Origin of the sequence: Nostoc sp. DedSLP03 (assembly GCF_034530815.1) — a bacterium.
In the GTDB taxonomy this organism is placed as follows: domain Bacteria; phylum Cyanobacteriota; class Cyanobacteriia; order Cyanobacteriales; family Nostocaceae; genus Nostoc.
In genome coordinates, this window is the sequence record NZ_JAVRCK010000109.1 from 200 (window position 1) to 25,579 (window position 25,380).

Sequence of the window (25,380 nt, forward strand, 5' to 3'; positions counted from 1 at the left end):
AAAAAACCTTGCATTATATCAATTGTAAGAGCGATCGCTAGGTTCGGAGTAATCCTTTTTTTGGTTTAATTTTTTTCAGCAGCCTAATGTTTGCAGTAAACAGTGTCAGCGATAAACATTGTTCGCTGATAACACATTTATTTTTAGCCTAAATATAGGCTAAAAATACAGCATAACTAGGTTCAGGACTCACGCATCATCTAAATGTTGTCCTGAACCAAGGCGATTAAAAAATCGCCTGTTTTTTTGCTCATCTCTGCAATCACAGCAGCAAAAAGAACACATGAGAACGAAAGTACTACTAGAATTAGAGAAAGTTAATCTGCGTTTGAAGTCTGCAAAGGCAAAGGTGACAATTAGAGAATCAAATGGAAGTCTGCAATTACGGGCGACGTTGCCAATTAAACCGGGAGACAAAGACAGCAACGGTACTGGGAGAAAGCAATACAATCTCAGCTTGAATATTCCCGCTAACTTGGATGGACTCAAGACGGCTGAGGAAGAAGCTTATGAGTTAGGGAAGTTAATCGCTCGGAAAAATTTTGAATGGAATGATAAATATTTAGGAAATGAGGCAATTAAAAAATATTTTAAAACTATAGGAGAATTACTGGAAAAATTTGAAGAGGAGTATTTTAAAACTCACAAACGTACAACTAAAAGCGAACATACTTTTTTTTATTACTTTTCCCGCACCAAGAGATTTACCAATCCTCAAGATTTGGCAACTGCTGAAAATCTGATCGGTTCAATTGAACAAATCGATAAAGAATGGGCTAAATATAATGCCGCCAGAGCGATCGCAGCATTTTGTGTGACATTCAATATCGAAATTGATTTATCTAAATATTCCAAAATGCCTGAGAATAATTCCCGCACTATCCCTACAGATGCGGAAATAGCTAATGAAATTCTCAAATTTGAAGATTATCAACATAACAGAGGTAATCAAGTTAATCAAAATGTTCAAGATAGCTGGCAACTTTGGCGCTGGACGTATGGAATGTTAGCAGTTTTTGGTTTACGTCCACGGGAACTTTTTATTAATCCCGATATTGATTGGTGGTTGAGTGAAGAAAATGTAGATTCTACATGGAAAGTACATAAAGATTGTAAGACTGGGGAAAGAGAAGCATTACCACTACATAGACAATGGATTGAGGAATTTGATTTAATAAATCCGAAATATTTAGAGATGTTGAAGAGTGCGATCGCAAAAAAAGATAACGCTAATCATGCTGAGATAACGGCGTTAACACAGCGAGTTAGTTGGTGGTTTCGCAAAATAGGATTGGATTTTAAACCTTATGATTTACGCCACGCTTGGGCAATTCGAGCGCATATTTTGGGAATACCAATTAAAGCGGCGGCGGATAATTTGGGGCATAGTGTGCAAGTTCACACGCAAACTTATCAGCGTTGGTTTTCGCTGGATATGCGGAAGTTGGCGATTAATCAGGCGTTGAGTAAGAGGAATGAAGTTGAGTTGATTAGGGAGGAGAATGCTAAGTTGAAGATGGAGAATGATAAGTTGAGATTGGAGGTTGAAAAGTTGAAAATGGAAATGATTTATAAACAAGGTTAAACTTGCCCAAATACTGATAATATAATAAGCTAGGAGGTTACTTCTGGAAAGTATTAAAGTTAGAACATATAAATCTATATATTATCTGAGGTTCTCATACCAATATATCTAGAATTACTCGTATTATGTATTAACACTGATGTTAATCAAAAAAGTGTTGACACTATTATTAAATATAGTATATTTTAATCTAATATTTTATGAGTAGTAAGCTGATATATCATACCAACGAAAGTAGAAATGGTGGATTTTCACCTTTTGATAAAGCTATTCATCAAGTGAGTAATAGTAAAGAATTACTGATAGCTCGTCCCTATATTGATCTTAGCTATATTAAACCATTTTTACGTAAGCAAGCAAATTGGCGTATTATTTCTGATGTAGAAGCTTGGGTTAGTGCCTTTCAAAGCAAAGCAAGAGAAGAAATCATTGATTTCCTTATTGAAAACACATGCAAAATTCATCATTATAGGAATTTACATGCAAAAGTTTTTCTTGGCGATCATTTATGCCTATTGGGTTCTGCAAATCTTACCATAATGGGTATTAGTCATAGAGCAGAGATGTCAATTTTGCTAAATGAAAGTAATAAAATTAATGAAATTAGAGAATGGTTTGAGAACTCATGGTTAAGCAGTAGTGAGGTTAATATACCGAACTTAAAAGACTATCTTCAAAAGACTACTATAATAACACCTATACCTGAATCCCATAGCATTTATTTAAATTCAGATGCTCCAATTATCAAATCAAAAATTATTGACCCTGAAGAAGCTGAACAAAAAGCCAGGAAATCAAAGGGTATAAAACTTAGTGAGCCTGAGCCTTGGAATGGTCGTGATTTTTATGTCAATCTTGGCGAAGGCAAACATAGAAACTGGGCTGACTGCCAGAGATATGGTTTTATCTCTGGTGGTAGTGAGGAAAAGTATAACCGACCTCTAATAAAGTTGCTGTCTCCTGGGTCGCGTCTATTTGTCTACATACCCCAAACTGGTTATGTCGGTGTTGGTCTAGTAATACATGCTGCTGTACCTGTAAGAGACTTCAAGGTATTGGTCAATGGTCAACAAGTACCAATCCTAGATGCACCAACTGTTGCTCCCAGCATGGACGAATATGCTGATGACCTGAACAAATCCGAGTACCTTGTCCGTGTTAAATGGATCAAAAAGGTGTCTAAAAGTGAGGCATACCGCTACGAAACAGGGCTTTTTACATACCCTAATATAGTATGTCGAATGGAAAGTCCCAGAAGTCGTCTTACAATAGAAAAGCTATCTCAATATTTTGAGTTAGATGATTAACCGTAATTTAACAATTGTGTTGCAGTATAGTAACATCTTTCCCATGTCTGCATTCTCAAAAAACAACGCCGCGATAAATTTCTGCCATCGATAATGCGATCGCAACTGAATCTAAAGAAATAGATACCTCTAAACCGCTAAAATCACTAAGCAACCAACCTTCAGCTTGTTTACTGTAGCGTTCCACAAAAGGTTCATCTTGCTCGACTAATAAATATTCGCTAAAACTTGGAATTGATCGATACATCCGAAATTTACTTTGGCGATCGTAATCTGCGGTGGAAGGAGATAGAACTTCAACAATCAAAATGGGATTCAAGACTTCATCTGAGCGATCGCCATTTAGTTGCGGTTCACCGTTAAAAACCATTACGTCTGGGTATACTCCGCGTCGATGTCCGGGAATCCACAGCCGTAAATCGCTGTTAATTGGCTCAAATTGAGTATCTCGCAGCACAGAAGTAAAATAGGTCAAAATGTTTCGACCGATGCGGCTATGTTTGAGCGTTCCTCCAGGCATGGGTACAATTTCTCCATCTCGATATTCGCTACGTCCTTCGGCTTTTTCTTCGATCGCACGATATTCATCCAAGCTGTAGCGGCGCGAGATGCTAGAAATCATAGGTCGTAAGCGATCGCATTGGCTATATGACAACAATATTATTTTGTCACAGAATTGGTTGTGAGCGAGGGAGTGCCTAAGCAAGATATTGCGATCGCATATCATGCACCTCATGTAAGGCAGTATACAGAGTTTGCTGTAGGCTAAACCTATTGAAAAAGCCTGTTTGCGATCGCTACTCGCAAACAGACTTGACTTTTTCACCTTTCTAATTAAGCCTGTTCCCAAAGCTGACGCACATAATCAGGTAGCCAGCTAGCAATTTCCTGAATCCGTTCTTCGGAAAGTTCGTCTTTGGTGGCAGAAAACACTGCTTTAACCGCTTGCTCTCGGTCTACTGAGCGCGGCATTCCGCTTTCATTAGCAACTCGGAATAGGAAGCGATCGGAATCGATATTGAAGATACCTGGGCCTTTCCAGGGTGGACGAACCCGGCTTAAAAATCCCACAATGGGATTGGTGTCTTTCCAGAGATCGGACACTTCAAACTGGAGTGCTTTCTCATCTGTAGGTACTGCCTCTGTATGCAGTTCTGCCTCGACGCGATCGCTGGCTTCTGTGGTCATCACGTCGCGCATCACGCGAAACACAACTTCAGTAAAATCCCTTGCATCATAGGGGTCTGCAAATCCGCCTTTGACCTGAACTTTTTCCAGGAACGAGCGATGTTCGTCAGCGATCGCAGTTCGATTATCTTCAATCTCCGTTGGATCGACTTCTGGAATATCTGTTCTAAAACTTTGATCTGGCATTGTTTTTTCTTCTGGTTATTAATTTTGAGTCTTTATGCTTACTTTATGTAAGGTCGCACAAATCAAAAAGCCTTGGAATCTTCCAGAAGTTTGAGATGACATTTATTCAAAAGTTAGAAATTCATCTGATTTGCATAGATACAGGTAGCAGGACTACGCCTCTACAAAGGTTTTGGATAACACATATTTAATTTCTGAAAATATCATATCTATTCTATTGAGTAGAGCAATACTCTTAGTGTTTTTGCTCGTTGTAGACATCGCCCATTGGTAACAAAAAACAGTCAAAATAGATGAGTTAGTATAAAAGCAGCCGAAACAAAGATGCTAGAAACAACAAACATCGAAATTCACACTTCCTATGTCAAAGTTCCTAACAATGGCTTAGAAATCGATGCTTATTTAGCTCAACCAGCACAAAATGGAACTTTTGGCGCGGTTATCGTTTTTCCAGAAATTTTTGGTATCAACAGCAATATTCGAGATATCACCGAATTAATCGCTAAACAAGGTTATGTCGCGATCGCCCCGGCGATGTATCAACGTATTGCTCCGGGATTTGAGGCTGACTTTAGCCCAGAAGATATTGGCTATAGCCCAGAAGCCTATCGGCTGGGGTTGGAATACTATCAACAAGTAAAATATCAAGAGATATTCAGTGATATTCAAGCTACCATTACTTATCTCAAAACTTTACCCAATGTCAAAGATGATGCGATCGGTGTGATTGGTTTCTGTTTTGGCGGTCATGTTGCTTATATGGCTGCAACTTTACCGGATATCAAAGCCACAGCTTCGTTTTATGGTGGCGGAATTACCACTGCTAGTTATGGTGAAGACACTCCAACCATTAATCGTACTTCAGAAATTAAAGGTACTATTTATGCATTTTTTGGGACAAGAGATACATTAGTTTCTCAGGAAGAAAACGAGCAAATCGAAGCAGAATTAAAGAAACATCACATAAATCATCGTGTATTTCGATACGACGCCGGACACGGATTTTTCGCTGGATTCTTCAAAGATCGATACCCATTTTTAGCCCAGCACTCAAGTTATAATCCTGAAGCTGCTCCTGATGCTTGGCAACATGTTTTAGAACTGTTTCAAAATCACTTGTAATCCGGCTTGTCGTAAATATCGCACTCTTGTCCAATGAGTGCGATGCTGTTGCCTTTAAGCTTTGGAATTTTTCAGCAGTAATTGACAACCACATAAAAACGGGTTTGGATTTTCTATGCGATCGTCTGCAAGCACTTCAATGGTCAGCTTACTGTTGTAAATCAATTCGTCATAATCCATCAATGCATCCCACTTGATCTTGTCAGTCGGGAAGCCTAGCTGTGAAGCTGCATCAGATATCAACTCTTGCCATTTCTGAATCTCTGGATCTTGCGATTTGCAGTAATCGAGAATGGCAATTAAGGCACCAGGCTTAGTAACTCGCAGGATCTCTGCAAGGGCGCGGACTGGATCGCTAACGACACAGAAGGTAAATCCCGATGCTGCTGCATCAAAAGTATTATCAGGAAAATTAAGATTGCAGAGATCCGATACTTTGAAGGTGATGTCTGCGGATACGTGTTTTTTACGTGCTTCATCCATCATCTTCTCAGAGAGATCGACACCGACGACACGTACACCTTCAGGATAGGCTGGAAGATTAAGACCAGTTCCTACCGCAGCATCTAGGGCAGTTTGTCCTGGTTTGAGCTGCAAGGAGGCAATTAAGGGTTCGCGCTCAATGTGCCAGTAACGCTTCATAATTGCGTCATAATCCACCGATCCCCGATCGTAGGTTTCAATCACCTGATGTATTTGCATAGATTTTTTAACAAACAGAACTACTGACTTTAACTATCTGTTCAACTGTATAATCTGTTCGCGCCCAAAATTTGTATATTCTCTAACCAACAAAAAAACTTCATTGTATATTCTCTAACCAACAAAATAACTTTATAATTGTCTTCTGACCGAACAATATCTATAACAGCAAAGTGACAAGAGCAGTTGGTGTATTATCAAAAATCGCGATCGCCCGCTCTAAACGGCAAATCATTGCTCAAGCTTCGTAAATTAGCAAAGGTATTCTTACTTACAGCACTTTACAAGTCAAAGAAGTACGCTCTTCTCCAACTTGAAATCTGCTGTATAATTCAGAACTCTTTACATCTTCCTGTTCCCTCAAGCCTCAGCCATAATTCATAGTTCAACCATTCCTTAGCCGCAAAGGAATCTGAATGATAAACTCGGTTCCTTTTTCAGGAGTTGAGAAACACTCTAGTTTACCGCCATGTTTTTCTGTGATGATTTGGTAGCTGATGGACATACCCATTCCGGTTCCTTTGCCAACGGGTTTAGTGGTGAAAAAAGGATCGAATATTCGTTGCAGAAATTCTTGAGAAATACCAACTCCGTTATCAGCGATCGCCACTTCTAACCACGTTGAATTAACTACCGATGTGCGAATCTTAATTTGACTGGGATTTTCCTTAATTTCCTGATAGGTAAGCTTAGTATTATTTTCTTCTAACGCATCAATCGCATTTACTAAAATATTCATAAATACCTGATTGAGTTGTCCGGCATAGCATTCTACTAAGGGTACAGTGCCGTAGTCTTTAATCACCTCAATTTCAGGTTGTTCTGGTTTACCTTTGAGGCGATGCTGCAAAATCATCAAAGTACTGTCGATGCCTTCATGAATATTGACCCGTTTAAATTCCGCTTCATCAATGCGAGAGAAATTCCGCAGCGACAGTACAATTTGGCGAATGCGATCGGTGCCTACTCTCATTGAAGACAACATTTTTGGCAAGTCTTCCTGCAAGAACTCTAGATCGATGTCTTCAGCAACGGTTTGAATTTCAGCAGCAGGGTAGGGATTATATTGCTGGTACAACTGCATCAGTGCTAATAAATCCTGAGTATATTCCTGCACATGGGCGAGGTTGCCATGAATAAAGTTAACTGGATTATTAATTTCGTGTGCGATTCCAGCAACTAGTTGTCCCAAACTAGACATTTTTTCACTTTGAATAACTTGAGATTGAGTGCGCTGCAATTCTCCTAATGCATTTTTAAGTTCAGTAGTGCGTTCTTCTACTCGTTCTTCTAGTTCTTCTTTGCTTTTCTCTAAAGCACTAAAGGATTCGTGTAATTGCCCTGCCATCTGGTTGAAAGAGTTAGATAGGCTATTAAGTTCTTGAATGGGGCTAGTTTCTAATGTCTGACTGAAATTACCAGATGCCATTGCTTCACTTGCCCAATTCAAGCGCAAAATCGGGCGGACAATCCAATAAGAGGTAAACACGCCCATCACAGAGGCAATGACTAATGCGCCAAAACAAAGTGCGATCGTGGCGCGCGTGTTGGCGTTAATTTGGGTCATGAATGTGTCTTCTGGCACACTCACCACCACCAACCAATCCAAGCCATACTTGTCACGCCAAGGTAGAATATCCACAAAATGCCGTTTTCCTTCCACCTCAACTTGAAAATCTGTGTCTTGGGTGATAGACCCAAACCCAGAGGTTTGGAAATGTCTGGCAACATTCTGAATGATTGGATCGGAACTATCGATCGCGTGCAATCGCCGGATCTTTTGATTGACCGCGACAAAAGGCTTCTCTGTACCGGAACTAGCAATTAATGTACCATCCCGCTCCAAAAGAAACACTCGCCCAGATTGACTAATATTCAAACTGTGTAAAAAATCGCTGAGTTTTAGTAAGTGAATGTCTATTGCAACCATTCCTAGTAAGCGACTTTGCGAATCATAAATCGGACGACTGGCAGAGGCGGCAATGTAGGGGCCACTGGGATAATTTCCAGTTACAATCTTTGCCCAAATAGGTTTACCTGCGGCGATGGGTTGAGTATACCAAGATTCAGTAGAATTTTGCCAATTCCAGCGAGCATTGACCTGAGTTCGATTACCTTGATTATCGGTAGCGTAGGTGTAGACATTATTTGGAGGCTTGGCAGTCCAATCATCAATAGTAATAGTTTTGCCATCATAACGAGCGACTCCCAGCCCCTCACCTGTCGTTAGTCCAATACCAATATAAGTTAAGTCATAAGCCTGCATCTGATCCCAGAAATACTTGCCAAGGGTTTGGCGATGCCTACGGCTGGCTTTGCCTACGCCCACATCCAATAGTCCCCTGCGAATAGCATCTGCGTTGATCTGATTAAGGGTTTGTGGAATGGAAAGATAAGACTTTAGGTGTTCATCCACGACATCGGTGGTGCGATCTATCAACTGTTGGGCTAGGTCGTTAACTGCTCTTTGTCCATTTTTAAAAGACAAATAACCCACTAAACTAACCGCTGCAAAAATTTGGATCAGGAAGGGAACAATAAGAACAATCTGTAATGGGAACGCCTTAGCTTTGCTGAGATAGGGAGTTTTCATTGCTGGAAGCTGAAAGTTGTGCTGATTTGCTTCTATAGTTCCCAAGATGTTCGGATACTCACATTTGTTGAAATTTTTTTATCAAGTCAAAGGCGGCTTTAGGGTGGAATGGTACTTTTTTAGGCAAAAATTGCTGCCCAGATCCCCAACTTTTACCCTCTGGGTGTCTGCAAGCAGTTGGGGATCGAAATCCAGCGATTTAGTAAGTGACATTTAGATTTAGGGAGCGTTGCAGAAGTTTTTTCTCGTGTATTTGCCTTGCTTCAAAGCAGGAAAATCAGGTATTGCCCGCCCAGCTGACGCGACATCAAAAAATCAGAGTTTAATTCTAGATATTAGCGATCGCATCAGCACAAAATTTGGTTTTTTCAATGTATTTTGATGAGTTAAACTTTTAAATTTGGAGTAGTTTATGCAGCAATTTCAAGTAATTTCAGATAGTTTGAATATACGTTCAGCACCGATTGTTGATGAAGCTAATCAATTAGCATTTCTTCCCAAAGGATATATTGTATCTAAAATTCAAAATTCGGATAATGAAAAGTGGTGGAAAGTTGCAACTATTATTGAAGGAAAAACTTTAGAAGGTTTTGTCGCTCAAAAATTCCTGAGTCCAGTCACAAAATTTTCGCTCAAGACTGTGATTAAAATTGGTGAAATTCCCATTCTCCAGGCAAATGGAGAATCTGCATTTTTCTATGAAGCAGGGATGAGCATTAATGCTGATGGTGCGCCTAATGCTTATCACCCCGCAGATAAAGGGATTGATTTTTTGGCAAATGCTGGGTATTCAGATAACTGGTGGGCACTAGCTGTAGATAAAAACGGCAATCCATTTATTCAAGGCAGTACCGATCCATATCCTGGATACTATATTTCTACAACTGCATTATGCGACTCTGGATTTGCTAAACAAGATCCACGCCGCTATGTTGATTCAACAAAGATTCCGTATATTGTTCTTCCAGGAAATGATGGTTTTAGAAAAGCTACAGGCGTTAAATTAGGAGATTTGGCAGTTGTTTATAACACTAGCAATGAAAAACTCGCTTTTGCAATTTATGCTGATGTTGGCCCTAAAAACCAGATTGGAGAGGGTTCAATAGCTTTGTCTCAGGCTGTTGGAAACGATCCACTAGTACAATCAAGAGTCAAGCGAGGAATTCCCAAGGATATCGTTTATATTGTTTTTCCGGGTTCTGGGAATGGACAGCCAAGAACAATTTCAGAAATAGAAAGTGAAACTAAACGGTTTTTTGAAATATGGGGTGGCGTAGAACGGATAAAGTCTCTATAATCCACATTCTGCATTTCAATCAGTAGTATAATTACACAACATTTAGGGTGAGATATGAATATATACTCATCCTCCCAATTTCCAGTACAACCAGTCCCCATTACCCCTTATCCTTAGAGAGTGCCACCTGTTCGCCAGTCCCCAGTTGAATATAAATGTTTTAGTTAACTGCTAACTCTTTTATTTGCTAACTTAAATTTTATTTTATTTTACCTTTAATTAAAGTCTGCTTAAACTCATAATTATAAAATAGGGCGACTTCAATTATTTGAAGACTAGTTTCTTTTTCTCAAAAAGGGAAAAAGTATTGATTTTCATCACTGTTCTACTCAGTGATGAATACCCATTTGGGAAATCAGCAAGTTATAAACAAACTGCTTTTATACTTTGCAGTGTGTATTGCTTACAGAAGTTTATGGTGAGGAAAACTGAGATGAAATTTGTTCCAACATTAGTTTTTGCTGCTACTTTGACTTTAGGTTTTGCTACTGTAGATGCCAAATCCGTATCTGCTGCAATTATTAATTATGCTTTCACAGTTGATAGTCCTGTAACAAAGGGAAATGGCTTTTTTAGCTTTGATGACTCAACTTTTAGTAATGAAGATAATCCCGTAGCCGCCATTAAGTCACTCTCTTTCCAATTTGACGGTGACTCTACCGTTTACACTGAAAAAGATGATACCAAATATCCAGAATTTCCTCTAGTATTTCCAACTACGTTCTCAACCGGACAAACATCTTTAGCATTAGACTATCTGTTCAACGATAAATCTAATCCTTCCAGTTCTATAAGTTACGAAATCATTGGTGAGGATTTGACAATTTTCTCTAGAACTTCTCCAGATGCTAAACCCATATCAGGTAGAGTCTCCTATACACAAGTACCTGAACCTACACCTTTAGTTGGCGCTCTCTTTGCTTGTAGTTTTGGTTGGATAATGAAGAAAAAAGTAGCATCAATGAAAAAGATTAAAATCTAATCTTGGTTAAGTTGATATTAACGCTTTCTTTGCCAAGGATTAATCTCTTAGTAATATGCTTTTATCTGGCAAAACAACATCTAATACATTGATGCCAGAAAAATTGGGAATTAAAACCTGATTTTGGTAAGGGAGTTAGTTACGAAGTTTGCCTAAGACCACCCTGCCTTCTTCGTGTTAGTTGTTGCTGCGTTTTAACTTACCTGTTAGTCAGGAGTAGAAAATGGTAGATTACCGGAATTTTGAGCAGTTCCTACACAGTCGAATCAAACGACGCAACTTAATTATCGGAGCAGGAGCATTGTCTGGTTTGGCGATCGCTAACCAATTTTTCGATCGACGAGCGATCGCTAGAAGCAGATTTTCTAATTATCCTTTCACTTTGGGTATAGCGTCAGGCGATCCCTATCCTACCAGCGTAGTGATTTGGACTCGTCTAGCTCCCGAACCCTTAAATGGAGGTGGAATGCCACCTGCTAATGTGCCAATTCGCTGGGAAATGGCTACCGATCCCGATATGAAGCGTATTGTCTCCAGAGGTACGGTACTTGCAACTCCACAACTAGCTCACTCAGTTCGAGTTGTGGTAGAGGGACTGCAATCTGATAGTTGGTACTGGTATCGGTTTATTGTCGGTCAAGATGCTAGCCCCATTGGCCGCACTCGTACAGCTCCTCTAGCAGGTGGCTACTTAAATAAATTAAACTTTGCCCTTGTCTCTTGTCAGAACTATGAGCAGGGCTATTATACTGCTTACAAATATCTTGCCCAGGACGACCTCAGCTTAGTTGTGCATGTTGGCGACTACATCTATGAAGGAGGAATTTCAAAGAATCGCCCCAGACAGCATAACAGTGCAGAAATTGTGACTTTGGAAGATTACCGCAACCGTCACGCCCTTTATAAAACTGATTCCAATCTGCAAGCAGCTCATGCAGCGTTTCCCTGGATTGTTACCTGGGATGACCATGAAGTGGAAAACAACTATGCCAACGACATCTCGGAAGTCGATACTGAACCAGACCAGAATCCGGCAATCTTCCTCCAACGACGGGCTGCTGCCTATCAGGCTTACTACGAACATATGCCACTGCGCCCCTTCTCGCGTCCTGTTGGCGCTGATATGCAACTTTTCCGTCGGCTCTCCTTTGGTAACTTAGCCACTTTCCATGTCCTAGATACCCGGCAATATCGCACCGATCAGCCATGTGGTGATGGTACTAAAGAACGTTGCCCAGAAAATTTAGATCCGAATGCAACGATTACTGGCAAGCGTCAGGAAAATTGGCTATATGATGGTTTAGATAACTCACAGGCTAAGTGGAATGTTTTAGCCCAGCAAGTTGTAGTTGCTCAGATAGACACAAAACCAGGCAAAGGCGGAACCTATAGCATGGATAAGTGGGATGGTTATGTGGCTTCCCGCGATCGCCTCATGCGTTTCTTAGAACAGCGCAAACCATCTAATCCAATCGTCTTATCAGGCGATATCCATTCCAACTGGGCAATGAATTTAAAGGCTGACTTTAATAATCCAGAATCTGCTACAGTCGGGAGTGAATTCGTCTGTACTTCAATAACCTCTGGTGGAGATGGGGCAGATACCACCCCAAATGTTGAAGCTTACTTACCCGATAACCCACACATTAAGTTCTTCAACGGTCAACGGGGGTATGTTCGCTGTGCGCTGACTCCCACAACCTGTAAAACAGACTATCTAGTTTTATCAAACGTCACAACTCCATTTGGCACGATTAGTAAGCGGGCTTCATTTGTGGTTGAAGATGGTCATCCAGAAATACAACAAGTCTAATCGTTTAATTCCCAGGTATCACAGATGGATACAGATAAATCATCAGTGTTTATCTGTATCCATCTCTGGTTTCATTTTCAGGAAATTGATTTTTGCAAGTCGATGTTTTTTACCGTCAATCCAATCTACAAGAGCAACGATCGCACTAGAAATTTGTTAAACAATAATTTGATAACGCCAAGCAGAGCAGGTAATATTAATTGGGGATAAAAATGCAGTGGCTCCCTAATTTACAAGATTAGCGATCGCAATTATAGCCGCCATATTTTGATAACTACTTTAAATCCGTAAGGTGTTGACACAAAAATCAGCGGCGTAGAACGGATCGAGTCTTTATAAAAGTTTATCTGATGCAAATTTAGTTGCGGTAGAGACGTAGCACTACTACGTCTCTTTTTTATGGAGAGCGATGTCTACCAGACGCTTTGCGAATGTGTTTATGCAATCATTTTTGCTTGAAATAATTTTGCGTAGAATAGCACATATTAAGTTGTTGCTGCTGGTTTCTTTCCATTCTTGCTCTCCATACTGGCAACGAATGACGGTTGCTCATCATTGATTGGCGACTGTCCTCGCAGTCCCTTACGACGCTGATTTTTAGGAATTCCTCCCGCCATCCCGTACTCCACACTGCTTTTGCCATATCGAGTCCCCACTGCCATTAGCATGTGTTCTGTCATATCTCCCAACTCGCTTTCTGTTTCCAGCATTTCACGATACAGTTTATCCAAGCTGGAAAGGGCACTGTTATATGCATTTTCTCTAGTTCGCATCGTTTCGATGAGAGTAGAAAAGGCAGGTAAAGTAAGTCCATTGCCTAAATCTAAACTTGGATCGATTGAGTTGATGCTAGCCGCACGACGCACTGCTTTTTCTAGTACTAGAGAAGTTCTTTTTCTCCGAGCCACGATCTACACCTTCTAATATAGTACGGTTAATATTCTTTACCTTAAAAGGCTTACGTATAGTTCAGCCTGAGAGAATTCTGGCAAATCTGCAATGGTTTTTGTTACAAGCGCGATATTTGTCATGAATGCGCGAAATACTGAAATGAGAAAGCAAACTGGGGTTTGAGAAAGTAAAAGCTTGTTTTGCTTGCGGAAAACACCAAAATGAGTAAGTAAAAGCTTGTTTTGCTTGCGGAAAACACCAAAATGAGAAAGCAAAAGCAGCTTTTGAGTAAGTAAAAGCTTATTTGACTTGCGGAAAACACTAAAATGAGAAAGCAAAAGCAGCTTTTGAGTAAGTCAAATGCCATTTTGCTTACTAAATTTGACTTTATCTATATTTTTGGGCTGTGATGACTAGTTTTGATCATTGTGATGGTGGTGCGATCGCTGTTTGGTTATAGGATTGCTCTAGCTCAATTCTTTTGCTGTCAAGTTTAGATCGAGCTATGATGTGACAGTCATAGTTAAAGCTGCATCCCATGAGGTGTGGTCGAAGATCATAGCTTTGCGACAATCCAAATATCCATGCAAAGAGATTGTCTAAACTGTTTACCTTGTATACGATTCTTAAGGTGGTAATTATACGTAAATATATAGTATAATAAACATTAATATCTTGACTATTGGATACTACAAAATTGAATCTATTGAAGAAAATATGTCGCTACAACCAAGGCTATACTTACCCACATCAGATGGAACTGGAAATAAAGTTGAGATAATACACAACGGATCGGTAGTTATTGTAGGTGCTAATGGTTCAGGAAAAAGCAGGCTTGGAGCATGGATAGAGAGGAATACTGATAATGATATTATTGTTCACCGTATATCCGCCCAAAGAGCACTAGAGCTTCCTGACTATGCGATAATCAAATCTCTTGAGCAATCCCTGAATGATTTGCTTTGGGGGAACGAAAATCCCCAGTTTGCTAATAATCAATATAAATGGAGCCACCGTTGGGGGGGCAAGCCTGAAACTTACCTCCAGAATGATTATGGGAAAGTCCTTTCCAATTTGTTTGCGCGAAGTGCAGAACGGGATAGAAATCATACTGCAGAAACACGCCTAAAGCAGGTGTATATTCCTGTGTCGGATGCTCCAATTGATATTCTAGTCAAGCTATGGGAAGAAATTCTTCCTCACAGAAAAATTTTCTTAGGTGATGGAAAAGTAAGCGTTAAAGACGTTACTTATGGAACTGAATACCACGGAAAAGAAATGAGTGATGGCGAAAAAGTGGCGTTATATCTAATGGGGCATTGTCTATGCGCTCCTCCAGGTTCGATATTAGTAATTGACGAACCCGAAATACATCTGCACATGTCAATAATGCAATCATTATGGAATAAGCTTGAGGAAGCAAAGCCGGATTGTCTTTTCATATACATCACCCATGACCTGAATTTTGCATCTACACGTGTTAGTACAACAAGCATATGGGTTAAAGAGTTTAATGGTCTTAATAAATGGTTATGGGAGACTGTTCCAGAGGTCGATGAGTTCCCTGAAAGCCTATTGCTTGAGCTGCTTGGTAATAGAAGAACAATTATTTTTGTTGAAGGGGAAAAAGGAGGGAAGGATCATGCAATATATCAATCAATTTACAGAAATTACAATGTCGTTCCTAGAAATGGCTGTCAAAGTGTCATTGAATCAGTTCGAGCACTTCGACTTAACTCCTCTTTTCATCATGTAAGTGTTTTCGGACTCATTGACAGAGATTATCGAACGGACGATGAAATACAATCACTTTCAACGGATGGTGTGTTTTGTATTGATGTTGCAGAAATTGAAAACATTTTACTCAATGAGGAAACGTTACGCCTTATAGCTACAAATCAACGGCTTGACCCTGATAATGTTGTTGATCGTGCAACTGAAATGGCAAGAGGATATCTTAGCAAAGAGATAGATCGTCAAGCATTTCTGCGAACATATAGGGTAATCGAAAACAATCTACGTAAGATTGATACTAAGTCAGTTGGGCTTCAGGCAATAAAGACCTCTGTTGTAAATGCCACTGCTGCGCTAAATATTGATTTGATCTACACAAACAATTTTAATTTGTATGATAGGTTAGCTGCTTTTGGTACTTTGAATGAAATCCTAAAGTACTATAACAACAAAGGACTCGTATCAAATGTTTGCTCGATTTTCGAGCTTGGTCGCAATGGTTACGAAAAGCTTGTACTTCGTATGCTCAACTCTAGCAATCGAGAGCAGGTAATAAACGGACTTCGGCAGTATGTACCAATTATTTAACAACGCCTATCCACCCGACTGCCGAAAGTTAATCATTTTTATAGATGCATTTTTTGCTATGGGTGATAGCCAACATTAGACTGCTAATTCTGAGCTAAAAGGGTGCGTTAAAGCGCTGTACATCGCACCCTACCGATACTATGAATTTGATACTATTAACAAAATAAGCGATCGCCGATCAAATCATAAATCTTATCTGGACTGCACAAAGTAATTAATTATACCTAAAATAATTAAATGAGCCGGGTAAAACATATAAAACCATCTAGCTCGTGAACCTTGTTTTCCATTAAATTGAAAAACAATGAATCCTGCAATAATTGCCCAATATTGCACTATATCACTTATAAATAGAGTTACTAAAATAAAGTGAAAAAAGCACCAGTAGAGCAACCATACTTGGGGCTTTAGTTTGTCTATTAGGGACATCAAGAAAATTACTGCAATCCCATATACTCTATATTCAACGCCCAAGCCCTCAGCAACTACCGCACACAAGCCGATAATTATTAATTGCTGCCATAATTGTGAGTAACGCTTTATTAAGCGCAACATCACAAGTCCGAGAAGAAGCGTAAACAGAATGTTAAGTGCTAAACTCTGGAAAACCACACTATAAATAGGCTGAGATATTATTGCTGTAATTAATAGTCTCCTCCCATAGCGGTATACATTATGGGTATGTTTTTCGCCTTCAACCAAAAGCCATGCAAACAGGGGAAAACTGAATCGCCCAACTAAGTGCAAGATTCTTAACTCTGGCATTAGCAAATAGCACACATGATCCATAACCATGAACACTGCGGCTAAGATTTTAATGTTAAAAGCTGAAACTTTAATCACAACGTTACAGTTACCTTGGATTCCTTAATATAAAATCATCAAAATTTTATTTAATTTTATTTATTTAATATAAGAGTTATTCAAAATACTAGCAATTTGATAACATTAACAAAAAGGGCAATGTCTACGATGGGCTGTTATCCTCCTGTATCGCTTTAAGCATACGCGTAGCGTCTCAAAGACAGCTATGCCAAAGGCTTTACGCTACGCTATTGGTGACGCCCTCTTCAGCAGAAAATGCAGAAACACTATGGCAAAGCGTAAAAAAAGCAATCTTCAGTGGATTAAAGAAACGCTTGAACTCAAACCCGATCATCGTTGGGAATCTCCATCAGGTTACAAAATTTTTGTAGCAGATCGAGGCGCTGTTCGTTTCAATGTTCCCCAGAATTGGGTTTTTGAGCCACAAGAAAAATCCTTCAAGTTCATGGATAAAAAACCACCTAACGATGATTGCTGTCTAGAAGTATCTTTTAATCGCCTCCCACCCAACGACTGGAGCCAGTTTCCGCTAAAATCCACGTTGAAGAAAGTCCTGGAAGACGACAGCCGCAACATCATTGAGAGGGGAGAAATTATTACCGTCAAGCGTCAAACTGCCAGAATTGTCTGGACAGAGATGAAGTTCATTGACACTCAAGAAGAACCACGGGAAGCTTTTTCGCGGACTTGCATTGGTTTGGGGTCGAATGTTCAATGCTTAATTACATTTGATTATTGGGCAGATCAAGCAGAGCAACTAATACCCGTTTGGGATGAAGCAATCCGTAGTCTCACGCTAGGGTTGTATATTCGTGACCCCATGACTGGTTTAGCTTTCCCAGACTAAAGCCCAAGAATAATTGCTCAAACTTCTTTGGAAGATAGAAAACACTATGCTTTTTTGGAGCGGACTGTCGAGATATCTTGGTGTGTATGCACAGGTTGTTTGGGCGTTGCATATTTGGGGCAGCACTCCCAATGCCCAATTCCTTTATGCTAAATTTGGAGCGGGATAGTAACAAAGTTACAAAGCTATAGTTTAGGTTCTATACGCCTAACTGGTGCGCCAAGCTTTTGCATAAGCGTATACCGCCGAGTCCTTTAAACTATACCATCGTTTGATTAGCTCAGTTGGTAGAGCGATCGACTCATAATCGATTGGTCACAGGTTCGATTCCTGTATCAAACCCCAGGAAGTTAGCTCACTGGTAGAGCAATCGACTCATAATCGATGTGTTGTAGGTTCGATTCCTATACTTTCACCCAGAACCCTGTCCGGGTTAAAAGACAATACCCTTCCAAGGTAGCCAATATGGTACGGATCTTAACAGATTCGAGACCCCTCATTTTCTCAACTCTGCGGTGCAAGTGTTCTGCTGTCGGTTATCACTCGTAAGGGTGAGTTCGGTAGCCACAGTCAAGGAGTAAGTGCAACTGCATTTTTCCCTAACTTGAGTATGTCCCTTCGTTTGCTACATCTAGTTTTCCTTTGGGTATTCTAGATTGGTAAATTGAACGGTATATTTGAGCGTGGTTCTTTTTTCTAGATTGCCATTGAGCAGTTTGGGAGAAGGAATAGCAATCTTAATCCAGTTTTGGAGAAGCTTTTGCCCACACCTAAACTGTAAACGCTTGCATTTGCAGAGTTAAAAAATCTTTTGTAGTATGTATAGCCAAAATTTAATCACTACCCCATTAGCGACTGAAAGTAATCTAGAAAAGTTGCAAAATGATAATTTAGCACGTTTGCGATGGCTACGCCCGCCGCAAGCATCGCATGGTTTAGCTGAATATAATACTGCCGAAGAAATAGCCTTGGCAATGGGAATAAGCTTAGAAAAACTGCGTTTTTTAACAACTAGTACATCCCGAACTACACATTACCTCCCTTTCAAAATTTCAAAAAAGGTAGGTGGAGATAGAATTATTTCTGCGCCAAAGCCCGAACTTAAAGCTGCTCAAAGGTGGATTCTAGATAATATTTTAGAAAAATTAGAAATTCACAATGCAGCGCACGGCTTTTGTAAAAATCGTTCGATAGTCACCAATGCCAAACCACATGTTGGTGCAAATGTAATAGTCAATATTGATTTACAGAATTTTTTTCAGTCAATTTCTTACAAACGTGTCAAAGAATTATTTTCTGGGTTTGGTTATTCAGAATCTACGGCGACAATTTTCAGTTTGATTTGTACGACTGCTGAAATAGCAATAAATGGACAAATTAACAATACAGCTTCAGAAAACCGTCATTTACCTCAAGGTTCGCCTGCAAGTCCTGCTATTTCTAATTTAGTTTGCCGTAATCTCGATAGTCGTCTGGCTGCGATCGCTGAAAATCTTGGGTTTTGTTATACACGCTACGCTGACGATTTAACATTTTCTGCTTCTGAGGATGCATCGTCTCAAATATCTAATTTGATTAAAAACACTAAATTTATTATTACTAGTGAAGGTTTTACTGTTAATGATAAGAAAACCAAGATTTCCGGTAAATCAGTGCAGCAAGAAGTAACAGGTGTTATTGTAAATACGCAATTAAATATATCTAAAAAGACATTAAAAGCTTTTCGCGCAACTCTATATCAAATAGAACAAGAAGGTTTATCAGGAAAAACTTGGGGAAAATCAACTAATTTAATTGCCGCAATTACCGGGTTTGCAAATTATGTAGCAATGATTAACCCGACCAAAGGTGCAGAATTTAAGTCAAGCGTGGAACGTATCAAGCAGAAATATGGTGACTCTCAAACTGATGAAGTACGTTTTTAAAGCTGCTTATTTTGCTAGAAAAAACTCATTTTAGGTGTACCTGAGCAAAGAAAAGCCAGAGCGGATATAATTCACCTTTTTACTTTTTTCCTGTGCTAAATTTGAACCGGGATAGTAACAAAGTCACAAAGCTGTAGTTTGGGTTCTGTATACCCGACTGGTACGCTAACCTCTGGTAATAGCGTATACCGCCCAGTACTTTCAACTATTTCACCATGAAAGTTAGCTCATTTGGTAGAGCGATCGGTGTATCGCCGATTGGTTGTAGGTTCGATTCCTATACTTTCACCAAAACCCTCGCCCTGGGTACGGGCACCTTGTTAGGGACAAGGCCGCAGAATTATTGGGTATTCAAAAAGACCCAATCAAAAAAACTTTTTGTTTTTTCTACTCTGTCATGCAGGTATTTATAACAGTCAAGGAGCTAGCGCAACTGTATCTCTCCCTAACTTGAGTATGTTCCTTCCTTTTCCTACATCTGGTTTTCCTTTGGGGATTCTGGATTGGCAAAGCGAACGGCATATTTGAGCGCGGTTCTCTTTTTTTAGATTGCCATTGAGCAATTTGGGAAAAGTAACAGCAATCTTAATCCAGCTTTGGAGAAGCTTTTGCCCGCACCGGAACTGTAAAAACCTGCACTGGCAGAGTAAATATTTTTGTAGTATAATAATACAAAAAGCTAAAACCAATCCTTTAGCCTTTGTTTATAGGGTTATAAAACCTAAGAACCTCAAGATAAATTCGGACTGTTGCCGTACTGAAACTGTGATATACAGGTGGTACTTTAGTTCAAGCAAGGTTATAAATGTTTTTATCAAATCTTCTTAGCTAGTTGCGTTGGCGTAGCCCGTCGTAGACATCGCTACGCCCAACTCAGGCATCGCCTAGCTTACTTCAGCTATCACACAAATTATTTATGCAAATTACTATGTGGCAAACGTTTTATATCAAACCTAACGAAATCGGCATCTTATATCACCGCAGTGATTTTAAGAAAATTTTGCAACCTGGTACACATACATATTTAGGTCGGCATTGGCAAGTAAAAATTTATGACCTCAATCAGCCACTAGCTCAAATTGAAAACCTAGAACTGTTGTTGCGAAATCACCAAGCCGAACTACAAGAACACTTATTGATTATCAGAACCGCATTCAATCAAGTTGCATTAGTCCGCTACGGTCAGAATTGGGTAAGCGTTGCACCAAATAAATTGATTGCTTTTTGGCGTGGTTTTATTGAAGTAGAGTCTCATATATTCAACTTGGAAGAAAGCTTAGAATTACCTAGTTACTTTGTACAGCAATTGCGCTCAGTTGCGTTGAATGGAGTGAAGAAGTTTCAAATCTCAGAGTATGAGATTGGTTTACTATATCTGCAAAATAATTTTGTGCGACCTTTAGAACCAGGAGAGTATGCTTTTTGGTCGGTAGATAGAGATGTTACAGTCCGAATTCTCAGTCGGATTATCCCTAACCCAGACTTTCCCCTAGAAGATGTACTCATTGAAAAACATCCCGACTTTATAGCTGCCTACTGTGAAACCGTGCAATTACTGGCTTCGCAAGTTGCAATTGTGCGATATCGAGGGAAAGTAATTTCTATTTTGCCACCCACCACCCGGAAGTTATTTTGGCAGGGTGTTGCAGTGGAAATTCTCGACATCAGCGCTGATGCTCAGTTACAGCCTAACTTAGTGGCTGAGTTGGTTGAAGGTTCAACAGAAGTGAAATTGCTCAGTCGTAATTGCTTGCATATTTGCCAAGTTCCCGCCCAACACGTGGGACTAGTATACATTAATCAAGAGTTTCAAGGACTGCGATCGCCAGGAGTACACGCTTGGTGGTTATTTGGCCGCTCTTTTCAAACCGAAACCATCGACCTCCGACTCCAAAATATGGAAGTATCCGGTCAAGACATCCTCTCTAAAGATAAAGTACCTCTGCGGTTAAACTTGACCGCAGGCTTTCGCATACTCGACCCATTGAGGGCAAAAAACGGGTTATCAGATATTTCTGGTTATTTGTACAAAGAATTACAGTTTGCTTTGCGTGGTGCAGTCGGCGAACGCAACTTAGATGCATTATTAGAGGATAAAGGTGCAATAGATAGAAGCATCTCTGAATACATTCGCCAGAAAGCCGCAGACTATGGAATTGAAGTAGATTCTGTAGGTGTCAAAGATATTATTTTACCTGGTGAAATTAAGACTATCTTAAGCAAGGTAGTCGAGGCAGAAAAAGCCGCTCAAGCAAACGTAGTCAGACGTAGAGAAGAAACTGCTGCTACTCGCAGTATGTTAAACACTGCCAAAGTGATGGAGGATAACCCCGTTGCATTGCGTTTAAAGGAACTCGAAGTGTTAGAGCGGATTGCAGAGAAGATCGATCGCATTCAAGTTAACGGCAGCTTGGATAGTATTTTGACAGACTTGATTCGGATGAATCCGCAATGATTTAGTTATTAAAAGCGATCGCACCATATACTACTTAGGTATCTATTCTATTGAGGTTAGAGGATTTCTTTCAATGAATAAGGTTAAACAGCAGCATTTCGTACCTCAATGCTACTTAAGAAATTTTGCTAATGAATATACATTATTTGTGTTGGATAAGATAGAAAAATCTATCTATACATCTCATGTAAAGAACGTTGCTCAACAGAGATATTTCAATGATTTTCCTGATTCATTTTTACCTGATAACTTGAGGGATAAAACAAAATCTCAAGTCATTGAACAGGATCTTGCTAAAGTAGAATTAAGATTTGGATACTTTCTAAAATAAATCATAAATTATCTTAAAAAAGTAGAGGAAAATAACTTATTTTACTCTCATAGAGTTTTGAACGAAGAGGCAAAGAAAATTTTTTCTGCATTTTTAGCGCTTCAGTTAGTCAGGACAACTATGCTTCGACGGCAGATTAGAGAAATGTTTCAATCTTTAGATGAGCTTAAGAAAAGAATGGATCAGGCACTATTCAAGAATAATATAAATAATCTAGAAGATATCTTTCCTGATCCAGAAGGTTCAAATAATTCAATTCCTTTTCATAATTTGTTAAAGGTAGGTATCGAAGAAGACTCGATAGCACAGCATTTATTTTATATATCTAATATTCTCGATCAAGGTGATGATTCAGAAATCTCAAAAATATTATCAAGTCATATCTGGTTATTTGGTGTGAACTCAACTTCGATTTCACTATGTACTTCAGATAATCCAATAGTAATCAAACCGCATGAGGACTTTGGAACTGGTCTGGCTTCACATGGTGTCCAAGTAGTTTATCCAATTAGTTCTAAACATCTTCTAATTATGTTTGAATCAAACTTTTGGAATAAGCTCAAGAGTTATGACAGAATGAGCATTACCATGTCAGAAAACGATGTAAAATTGTATAACAAGCTACAAGCAAATCAATGTTATAGACAAACTTACTCCAGCGATAAAAATTTTGAGCTTTTGCTAACTGAATTCTAGCGATCCCATTCCCTCATCACGCGATCGCAACAACAGTCTACTTCTTCTACTGCGATCGCACTATCCCGTAAATTAGTTTTATTAACGCGCAATCATTGGGATTTAGGCAAAGTACCCAGCTTGTTGATTGAAGATTGGACGGTTTAATGTGATTGCCTAGTTCATTATCGAGTGAGGGCAACACCGAATAGCCCGTCGCAGACATCGCTATAAGGTCTACTTATTGTGCATCTGACACACAATCCTTAAAAGCGATCGCTTAAAATATTATTTAAGTGAGAGTGATGGGAGTTAAACTTAATAGTAAAATTTCAAGTATTTGCTTGAGGGTATCAGCAATGACGGCGAAAGAGCAACTTCTTCGAGAAATTGAGCAAGCACCAGAGGAACTGATAGAAGCAATTTTGTACATTTTGCAGTCTGTAAAGGCGCAATCTAACTTCCAAGGTTCTAATCAAGATAGTATTCAAGAAGCAGATAGCATTCAAGTAATTGCTTCTCCTGTTCAAGCAGATAACTCTCTGCTAAATCTCTTCAACGAGTTCGCGCAATTTGCTCAGAGTATTCCTCCTGAAGAACTGGTTAACTTGCACACAGATAGCGCAGAGGAGCACGATCAGTATCTTTACGGAACTCCTCAAACATCAGCATGAATTCTGTTTTCGTAGACACGTTTTACTGGATAGCGCTTGCTAATCCACGAGATGCATGGCATGTCCGCACTCAAGACATACACAAATCACTGATGCAAAGAAAACTAATTACAACCGATGAAGTGCTGACTGAGTTTGTGAATTATTTCTCAACTGCTGGTAGATTCACCCGAAGCGGAATATTTCAACTAGCACAAAGCATTCTACAAAATGATCGGGTTCAAGTTATTCCCCAAACACGCGAATCCTTTTTAGGTGGTCTAGCTCTGTATTCTCAACGTTTTGATAAAGGCTACAGCTTGACAGATTGCATTTCTATGCACACCATGCGCCAACTGGAGATCATAGAGGTACTGACACACGATAAACACTTCACCCAAGAAGGCTTTGCAATCTTGTTGTCTGATTGAGTATCGCAAGTAACCTAAATTTTTGCAGGTTGATGCAACAAAGATGCAAGTCGATGCAACAAACGTGCGAGTCCATACAACAAACGTGCAGGGCGATGCAATAAACGTGCAGGGCGATGCAACAAACGTGCAAGGCGATGCAATAAACGTGCAGGTCGATGCAACAAACGTGCAGGTCGATGCATCAAAAGTGCAGATCAAGAGACTTGTGTGTACACCATAGAATGTGCAAATGGAGAGATTAGATTGAAAAATTCCAGATAACTGTGGCAAATCGCGAATTAAACGGAAAGTTGCATTCTAATAACTAGTAAAATAAAGAGATTTGGTGAAAATCAAGAAAATTGTCCAAAACATTTATTCACAAACTGCTTCAACTAAACAAGTTATGGCTCAAGGCTTTGTCTATGTTCTACTCAATCCGTCATTTCCTGACCAAATAAAAATTGGGCTTACAGAGCAAACATCCGAACTGAGGGCTAAACAACTTCGGACTACTGGAGTGCCGACTCCTTTTATCGTTATTTATGATGAATTGGTTTCTGAATGCGAGTTGGTTGAAAGAAAACTACATCAGAGATTTGCTGCATATCGCGTCAGTTCTGACAGAGAATTTTTTCGTATACCAGTACGTGAGGCTGTTCGCGCACTGCAAGAATAAGCAGCTACTTATAAAATTTATGACTCAATATTATCAAATCGAGTTGATGTCTTGCCGCTGCTAAAGCAGTATTACAGCGAATATTTGAAGCCAGATATTGCAAGTGTGGCAATAGTCCAGTTGCCGGATGTTTGCTTCCTAGAAATTACTCATAGAAATTACTATCCAGGATTGCGTGATGAAATTCTTGAGCGTGTTGACCTTGTAATTGTTACGAATGACAAGTTCTTATCTCAAAATTCAATTTATGAGAACACACAACGTTTTTTTAATGATTTAGATGCATACGATGATCGCACCATTTAATCTAAAAAATCGTCATTCAAAATAGTCTTTTCTTTTACAGTTTTTCTTTGAGCAAAATGCAAGCAAATCCTAAAAACCAGATTCCATAAGAGTTATAATATCTGAACCATTAAAATAGATTATTATTACATAACTCTGCAACTCAGATTTAGGCTATAAATAAGTTCTTTTTTCTCCCACCGCTAAAAAACCTTGCATTATATCAATTGTAAGAGCGATCGCTAGGTTCGGAGTAATCCCAAGAGTGCATTTGACGGAAAGGAAGACCCATCTTTTGGAAGAC

At 39.5% G+C, this 25,380-nt stretch carries 22 protein-coding genes, 3 tRNA genes and 2 pseudogenes; 19 read left to right on the forward strand and 8 right to left on the reverse strand.

Annotated elements, in window-relative coordinates; all coding sequences use genetic code 11:
• Window positions 1–241: 241 nt before the first annotated feature.
• Window positions 242–1,585, forward strand: a pseudogene (locus RM368_RS33130) (site-specific integrase); the annotation flags it as partial.
• 200 nt (window positions 1,586–1,785) lie between these two features.
• Window positions 1,786–2,892 (forward strand): phospholipase D-like domain-containing protein, encoded by a 1,107-nt coding sequence (locus RM368_RS33135; RefSeq protein ID WP_322697988.1) that lies wholly within the window; start codon window positions 1,786–1,788, stop codon window positions 2,890–2,892.
• Window positions 2,893–2,947: 55 nt separating this feature from the next.
• On the opposite strand, the gene RM368_RS33140 is transcribed toward RM368_RS33135, so the two are convergent.
• Entirely contained in the window at window positions 2,948–3,514 is a 567-nt protein-coding gene (locus RM368_RS33140) for a Uma2 family endonuclease (protein ID WP_322698007.1), read from the reverse strand.
• A gap of 72 nt (window positions 3,515–3,586) precedes the next feature.
• On the opposite strand from RM368_RS33140, the gene RM368_RS33145 reads away from it, so the two are divergent.
• Window positions 3,587–3,661, forward strand: coding sequence for an element excision factor XisI family protein (locus RM368_RS33145; protein WP_234711171.1), 75 nt, complete (start codon window positions 3,587–3,589; stop codon window positions 3,659–3,661).
• A 65-nt stretch (window positions 3,662–3,726) separates the two neighbouring features.
• Here RM368_RS33145 and RM368_RS33150 read toward each other — a convergent pair whose 3' ends face one another.
• Window positions 3,727–4,266 carry a DUF2267 domain-containing protein gene (locus RM368_RS33150; protein WP_322697989.1) on the reverse strand — a complete coding sequence of 180 codons (540 nt, stop codon included), beginning with the start codon at window positions 4,264–4,266 and terminating at the stop codon, window positions 3,727–3,729.
• 324 nt (window positions 4,267–4,590) lie between these two features.
• On the opposite strand from RM368_RS33150, the gene RM368_RS33155 reads away from it, so the two are divergent.
• On the forward strand, window positions 4,591–5,388 hold the full coding sequence (locus RM368_RS33155; RefSeq protein ID WP_322697990.1) for a dienelactone hydrolase family protein: 798 nt from the start codon (window positions 4,591–4,593) through the stop codon (window positions 5,386–5,388).
• 54 nt (window positions 5,389–5,442) lie between these two features.
• On the opposite strand, the gene RM368_RS33160 is transcribed toward RM368_RS33155, so the two are convergent.
• Both RM368_RS33160 and RM368_RS33165 read right to left on the reverse strand, forming a co-directional pair.
• Complete coding sequence (locus RM368_RS33160) at window positions 5,443–6,090, reverse strand: class I SAM-dependent methyltransferase (RefSeq protein ID WP_322697991.1); 648 nt, start codon at window positions 6,088–6,090, stop codon at window positions 5,443–5,445.
• Between the two features lie 385 nt (window positions 6,091–6,475).
• The gene (locus tag RM368_RS33165) at window positions 6,476–8,683 is read right to left on the reverse strand and encodes an ATP-binding protein (RefSeq protein ID WP_322697992.1); all 2,208 of its coding nucleotides are present in this window, start codon (window positions 8,681–8,683) and stop codon (window positions 6,476–6,478) included.
• Window positions 8,684–9,095: 412 nt separating this feature from the next.
• On the opposite strand from RM368_RS33165, the gene RM368_RS33170 reads away from it, so the two are divergent.
• The 3 genes from RM368_RS33170 (at window position 9,096) to RM368_RS33180 (ending at window position 12,775) form a co-directional block, all read left to right on the forward strand.
• On the forward strand, window positions 9,096–9,980 hold the full coding sequence (locus tag RM368_RS33170; protein ID WP_322697993.1) for a glycoside hydrolase family 75 protein: 885 nt from the start codon (window positions 9,096–9,098) through the stop codon (window positions 9,978–9,980).
• A gap of 433 nt (window positions 9,981–10,413) precedes the next feature.
• Window positions 10,414–10,962: a PEP-CTERM sorting domain-containing protein gene (locus RM368_RS33175; protein WP_322697994.1), complete on the forward strand. Its 549-nt coding sequence runs from the start codon at window positions 10,414–10,416 to the stop codon at window positions 10,960–10,962.
• A 223-nt stretch (window positions 10,963–11,185) separates the two neighbouring features.
• A complete protein-coding gene (locus tag RM368_RS33180; protein ID WP_322697995.1) occupies window positions 11,186–12,775 on the forward strand; it encodes an alkaline phosphatase in 1,590 nt (529 codons plus the stop codon).
• Window positions 12,776–13,260: 485 nt separating this feature from the next.
• Here the strand turns inward: RM368_RS33180 and RM368_RS33185 are convergent, their stop codons facing one another.
• Window positions 13,261–13,683, reverse strand: a complete 423-nt coding sequence (locus RM368_RS33185) for a hypothetical protein (RefSeq protein ID WP_322697996.1) — start codon at window positions 13,681–13,683, stop codon at window positions 13,261–13,263.
• Between the two features lie 36 nt (window positions 13,684–13,719).
• The gene (locus tag RM368_RS33190) at window positions 13,720–14,004 is read right to left on the reverse strand and encodes a hypothetical protein (protein WP_322697997.1); all 285 of its coding nucleotides are present in this window, start codon (window positions 14,002–14,004) and stop codon (window positions 13,720–13,722) included.
• A gap of 337 nt (window positions 14,005–14,341) precedes the next feature.
• On the opposite strand from RM368_RS33190, the gene RM368_RS33195 reads away from it, so the two are divergent.
• Window positions 14,342–15,988, forward strand: a complete 1,647-nt coding sequence (locus RM368_RS33195; protein ID WP_322697998.1) for a DUF4435 domain-containing protein — start codon at window positions 14,342–14,344, stop codon at window positions 15,986–15,988.
• Window positions 15,989–16,180: 192 nt separating this feature from the next.
• Here the strand turns inward: RM368_RS33195 and RM368_RS33200 are convergent, their stop codons facing one another.
• Entirely contained in the window at window positions 16,181–16,831 is a 651-nt protein-coding gene (locus RM368_RS33200; protein WP_322697999.1) for a TraX family protein, read from the reverse strand.
• 250 nt (window positions 16,832–17,081) lie between these two features.
• On the opposite strand from RM368_RS33200, the gene RM368_RS33205 reads away from it, so the two are divergent.
• The 9 genes and pseudogenes from RM368_RS33205 (at window position 17,082) to RM368_RS33245 (ending at window position 24,130) form a co-directional block, all read left to right on the forward strand.
• A complete protein-coding gene (locus RM368_RS33205) occupies window positions 17,082–17,660 on the forward strand; it encodes a hypothetical protein (RefSeq protein WP_322698000.1) in 579 nt (192 codons plus the stop codon).
• Between the two features lie 269 nt (window positions 17,661–17,929).
• Window positions 17,930–18,005: transfer RNA gene (locus RM368_RS33210), tRNA-Met, on the forward strand.
• Window positions 18,005–18,079, forward strand: a tRNA-Met gene (locus RM368_RS33215). Before RM368_RS33210 ends, RM368_RS33215 begins: the two co-directional genes overlap by 1 nt.
• 456 nt (window positions 18,080–18,535) lie before the next feature.
• Window positions 18,536–19,585, forward strand: a complete 1,050-nt coding sequence (locus RM368_RS33220) for a reverse transcriptase family protein (protein WP_322698001.1) — start codon at window positions 18,536–18,538, stop codon at window positions 19,583–19,585.
• Window positions 19,586–19,801: 216 nt separating this feature from the next.
• Window positions 19,802–19,874: transfer RNA gene (locus tag RM368_RS33225), tRNA-Ile, on the forward strand.
• 639 nt (window positions 19,875–20,513) lie between these two features.
• Window positions 20,514–22,040, forward strand: coding sequence for a slipin family protein (locus RM368_RS33230; RefSeq protein WP_322698008.1), 1,527 nt, complete (start codon window positions 20,514–20,516; stop codon window positions 22,038–22,040).
• Window positions 22,041–22,113: 73 nt separating this feature from the next.
• A pseudogene (locus tag RM368_RS33235) lies at window positions 22,114–23,067 on the forward strand (DUF4238 domain-containing protein).
• A gap of 338 nt (window positions 23,068–23,405) precedes the next feature.
• Window positions 23,406–23,720: a hypothetical protein gene (locus RM368_RS33240; protein WP_322698002.1), complete on the forward strand. Its 315-nt coding sequence runs from the start codon at window positions 23,406–23,408 to the stop codon at window positions 23,718–23,720.
• The gene (locus tag RM368_RS33245) at window positions 23,717–24,130 is read left to right on the forward strand and encodes a type II toxin-antitoxin system VapC family toxin (RefSeq protein WP_322698003.1); all 414 of its coding nucleotides are present in this window, start codon (window positions 23,717–23,719) and stop codon (window positions 24,128–24,130) included. The genes RM368_RS33240 and RM368_RS33245 overlap by 4 nt, the downstream gene beginning before the upstream one ends.
• A 14-nt stretch (window positions 24,131–24,144) precedes the next feature.
• Here RM368_RS33245 and RM368_RS33250 read toward each other — a convergent pair whose 3' ends face one another.
• On the reverse strand, window positions 24,145–24,315 hold the full coding sequence (locus tag RM368_RS33250; RefSeq protein WP_322698004.1) for a hypothetical protein: 171 nt from the start codon (window positions 24,313–24,315) through the stop codon (window positions 24,145–24,147).
• A 143-nt stretch (window positions 24,316–24,458) separates the two neighbouring features.
• Between RM368_RS33250 and RM368_RS33255 the strand changes: the two genes are divergently transcribed.
• Window positions 24,459–24,791: a GIY-YIG nuclease family protein gene (locus RM368_RS33255; protein WP_322698005.1), complete on the forward strand. Its 333-nt coding sequence runs from the start codon at window positions 24,459–24,461 to the stop codon at window positions 24,789–24,791.
• Between the two features lie 51 nt (window positions 24,792–24,842).
• Window positions 24,843–25,097 (forward strand): hypothetical protein, encoded by a 255-nt coding sequence (locus RM368_RS33260; protein ID WP_322698006.1) that lies wholly within the window; start codon window positions 24,843–24,845, stop codon window positions 25,095–25,097.
• Window positions 25,098–25,380 lie beyond the last annotated feature (283 nt).

Bases quoted from the DNA above. Each gene is read 5' to 3' on its own strand.
- RM368_RS33135 (WP_322697988.1), top strand. From the start codon at position 1,786: ATGAGTAGTAAGCTGATATATCATACCAACGAAAGTAGAAATGGTGGA.
- RM368_RS33140 (WP_322698007.1), bottom strand. From the start codon at position 3,514: ATGATTTCTAGCATCTCGCGCCGCTACAGCTTGGATGAATATCGTGCG.
- RM368_RS33150 (WP_322697989.1), bottom strand. From the start codon at position 4,266: ATGCCAGATCAAAGTTTTAGAACAGATATTCCAGAAGTCGATCCAACG.
- RM368_RS33155 (WP_322697990.1), top strand. From the start codon at position 4,591: ATGCTAGAAACAACAAACATCGAAATTCACACTTCCTATGTCAAAGTT.
- RM368_RS33160 (WP_322697991.1), bottom strand. From the start codon at position 6,090: ATGCAAATACATCAGGTGATTGAAACCTACGATCGGGGATCGGTGGAT.
- RM368_RS33165 (WP_322697992.1), bottom strand. From the start codon at position 8,683: ATGAAAACTCCCTATCTCAGCAAAGCTAAGGCGTTCCCATTACAGATT.
- RM368_RS33170 (WP_322697993.1), top strand. From the start codon at position 9,096: ATGCAGCAATTTCAAGTAATTTCAGATAGTTTGAATATACGTTCAGCA.
- RM368_RS33175 (WP_322697994.1), top strand. From the start codon at position 10,414: ATGAAATTTGTTCCAACATTAGTTTTTGCTGCTACTTTGACTTTAGGT.
- RM368_RS33180 (WP_322697995.1), top strand. From the start codon at position 11,186: ATGGTAGATTACCGGAATTTTGAGCAGTTCCTACACAGTCGAATCAAA.
- RM368_RS33205 (WP_322698000.1), top strand. From the start codon at position 17,082: ATGGCAAAGCGTAAAAAAAGCAATCTTCAGTGGATTAAAGAAACGCTT.
- RM368_RS33230 (WP_322698008.1), top strand. From the start codon at position 20,514: ATGTGGCAAACGTTTTATATCAAACCTAACGAAATCGGCATCTTATAT.
- RM368_RS33240 (WP_322698002.1), top strand. From the start codon at position 23,406: ATGACGGCGAAAGAGCAACTTCTTCGAGAAATTGAGCAAGCACCAGAG.
- RM368_RS33245 (WP_322698003.1), top strand. From the start codon at position 23,717: ATGAATTCTGTTTTCGTAGACACGTTTTACTGGATAGCGCTTGCTAAT.
- RM368_RS33250 (WP_322698004.1), bottom strand. From the start codon at position 24,315: ATGCATCGACCTGCACGTTTGTTGCATCGACCTGCACGTTTATTGCAT.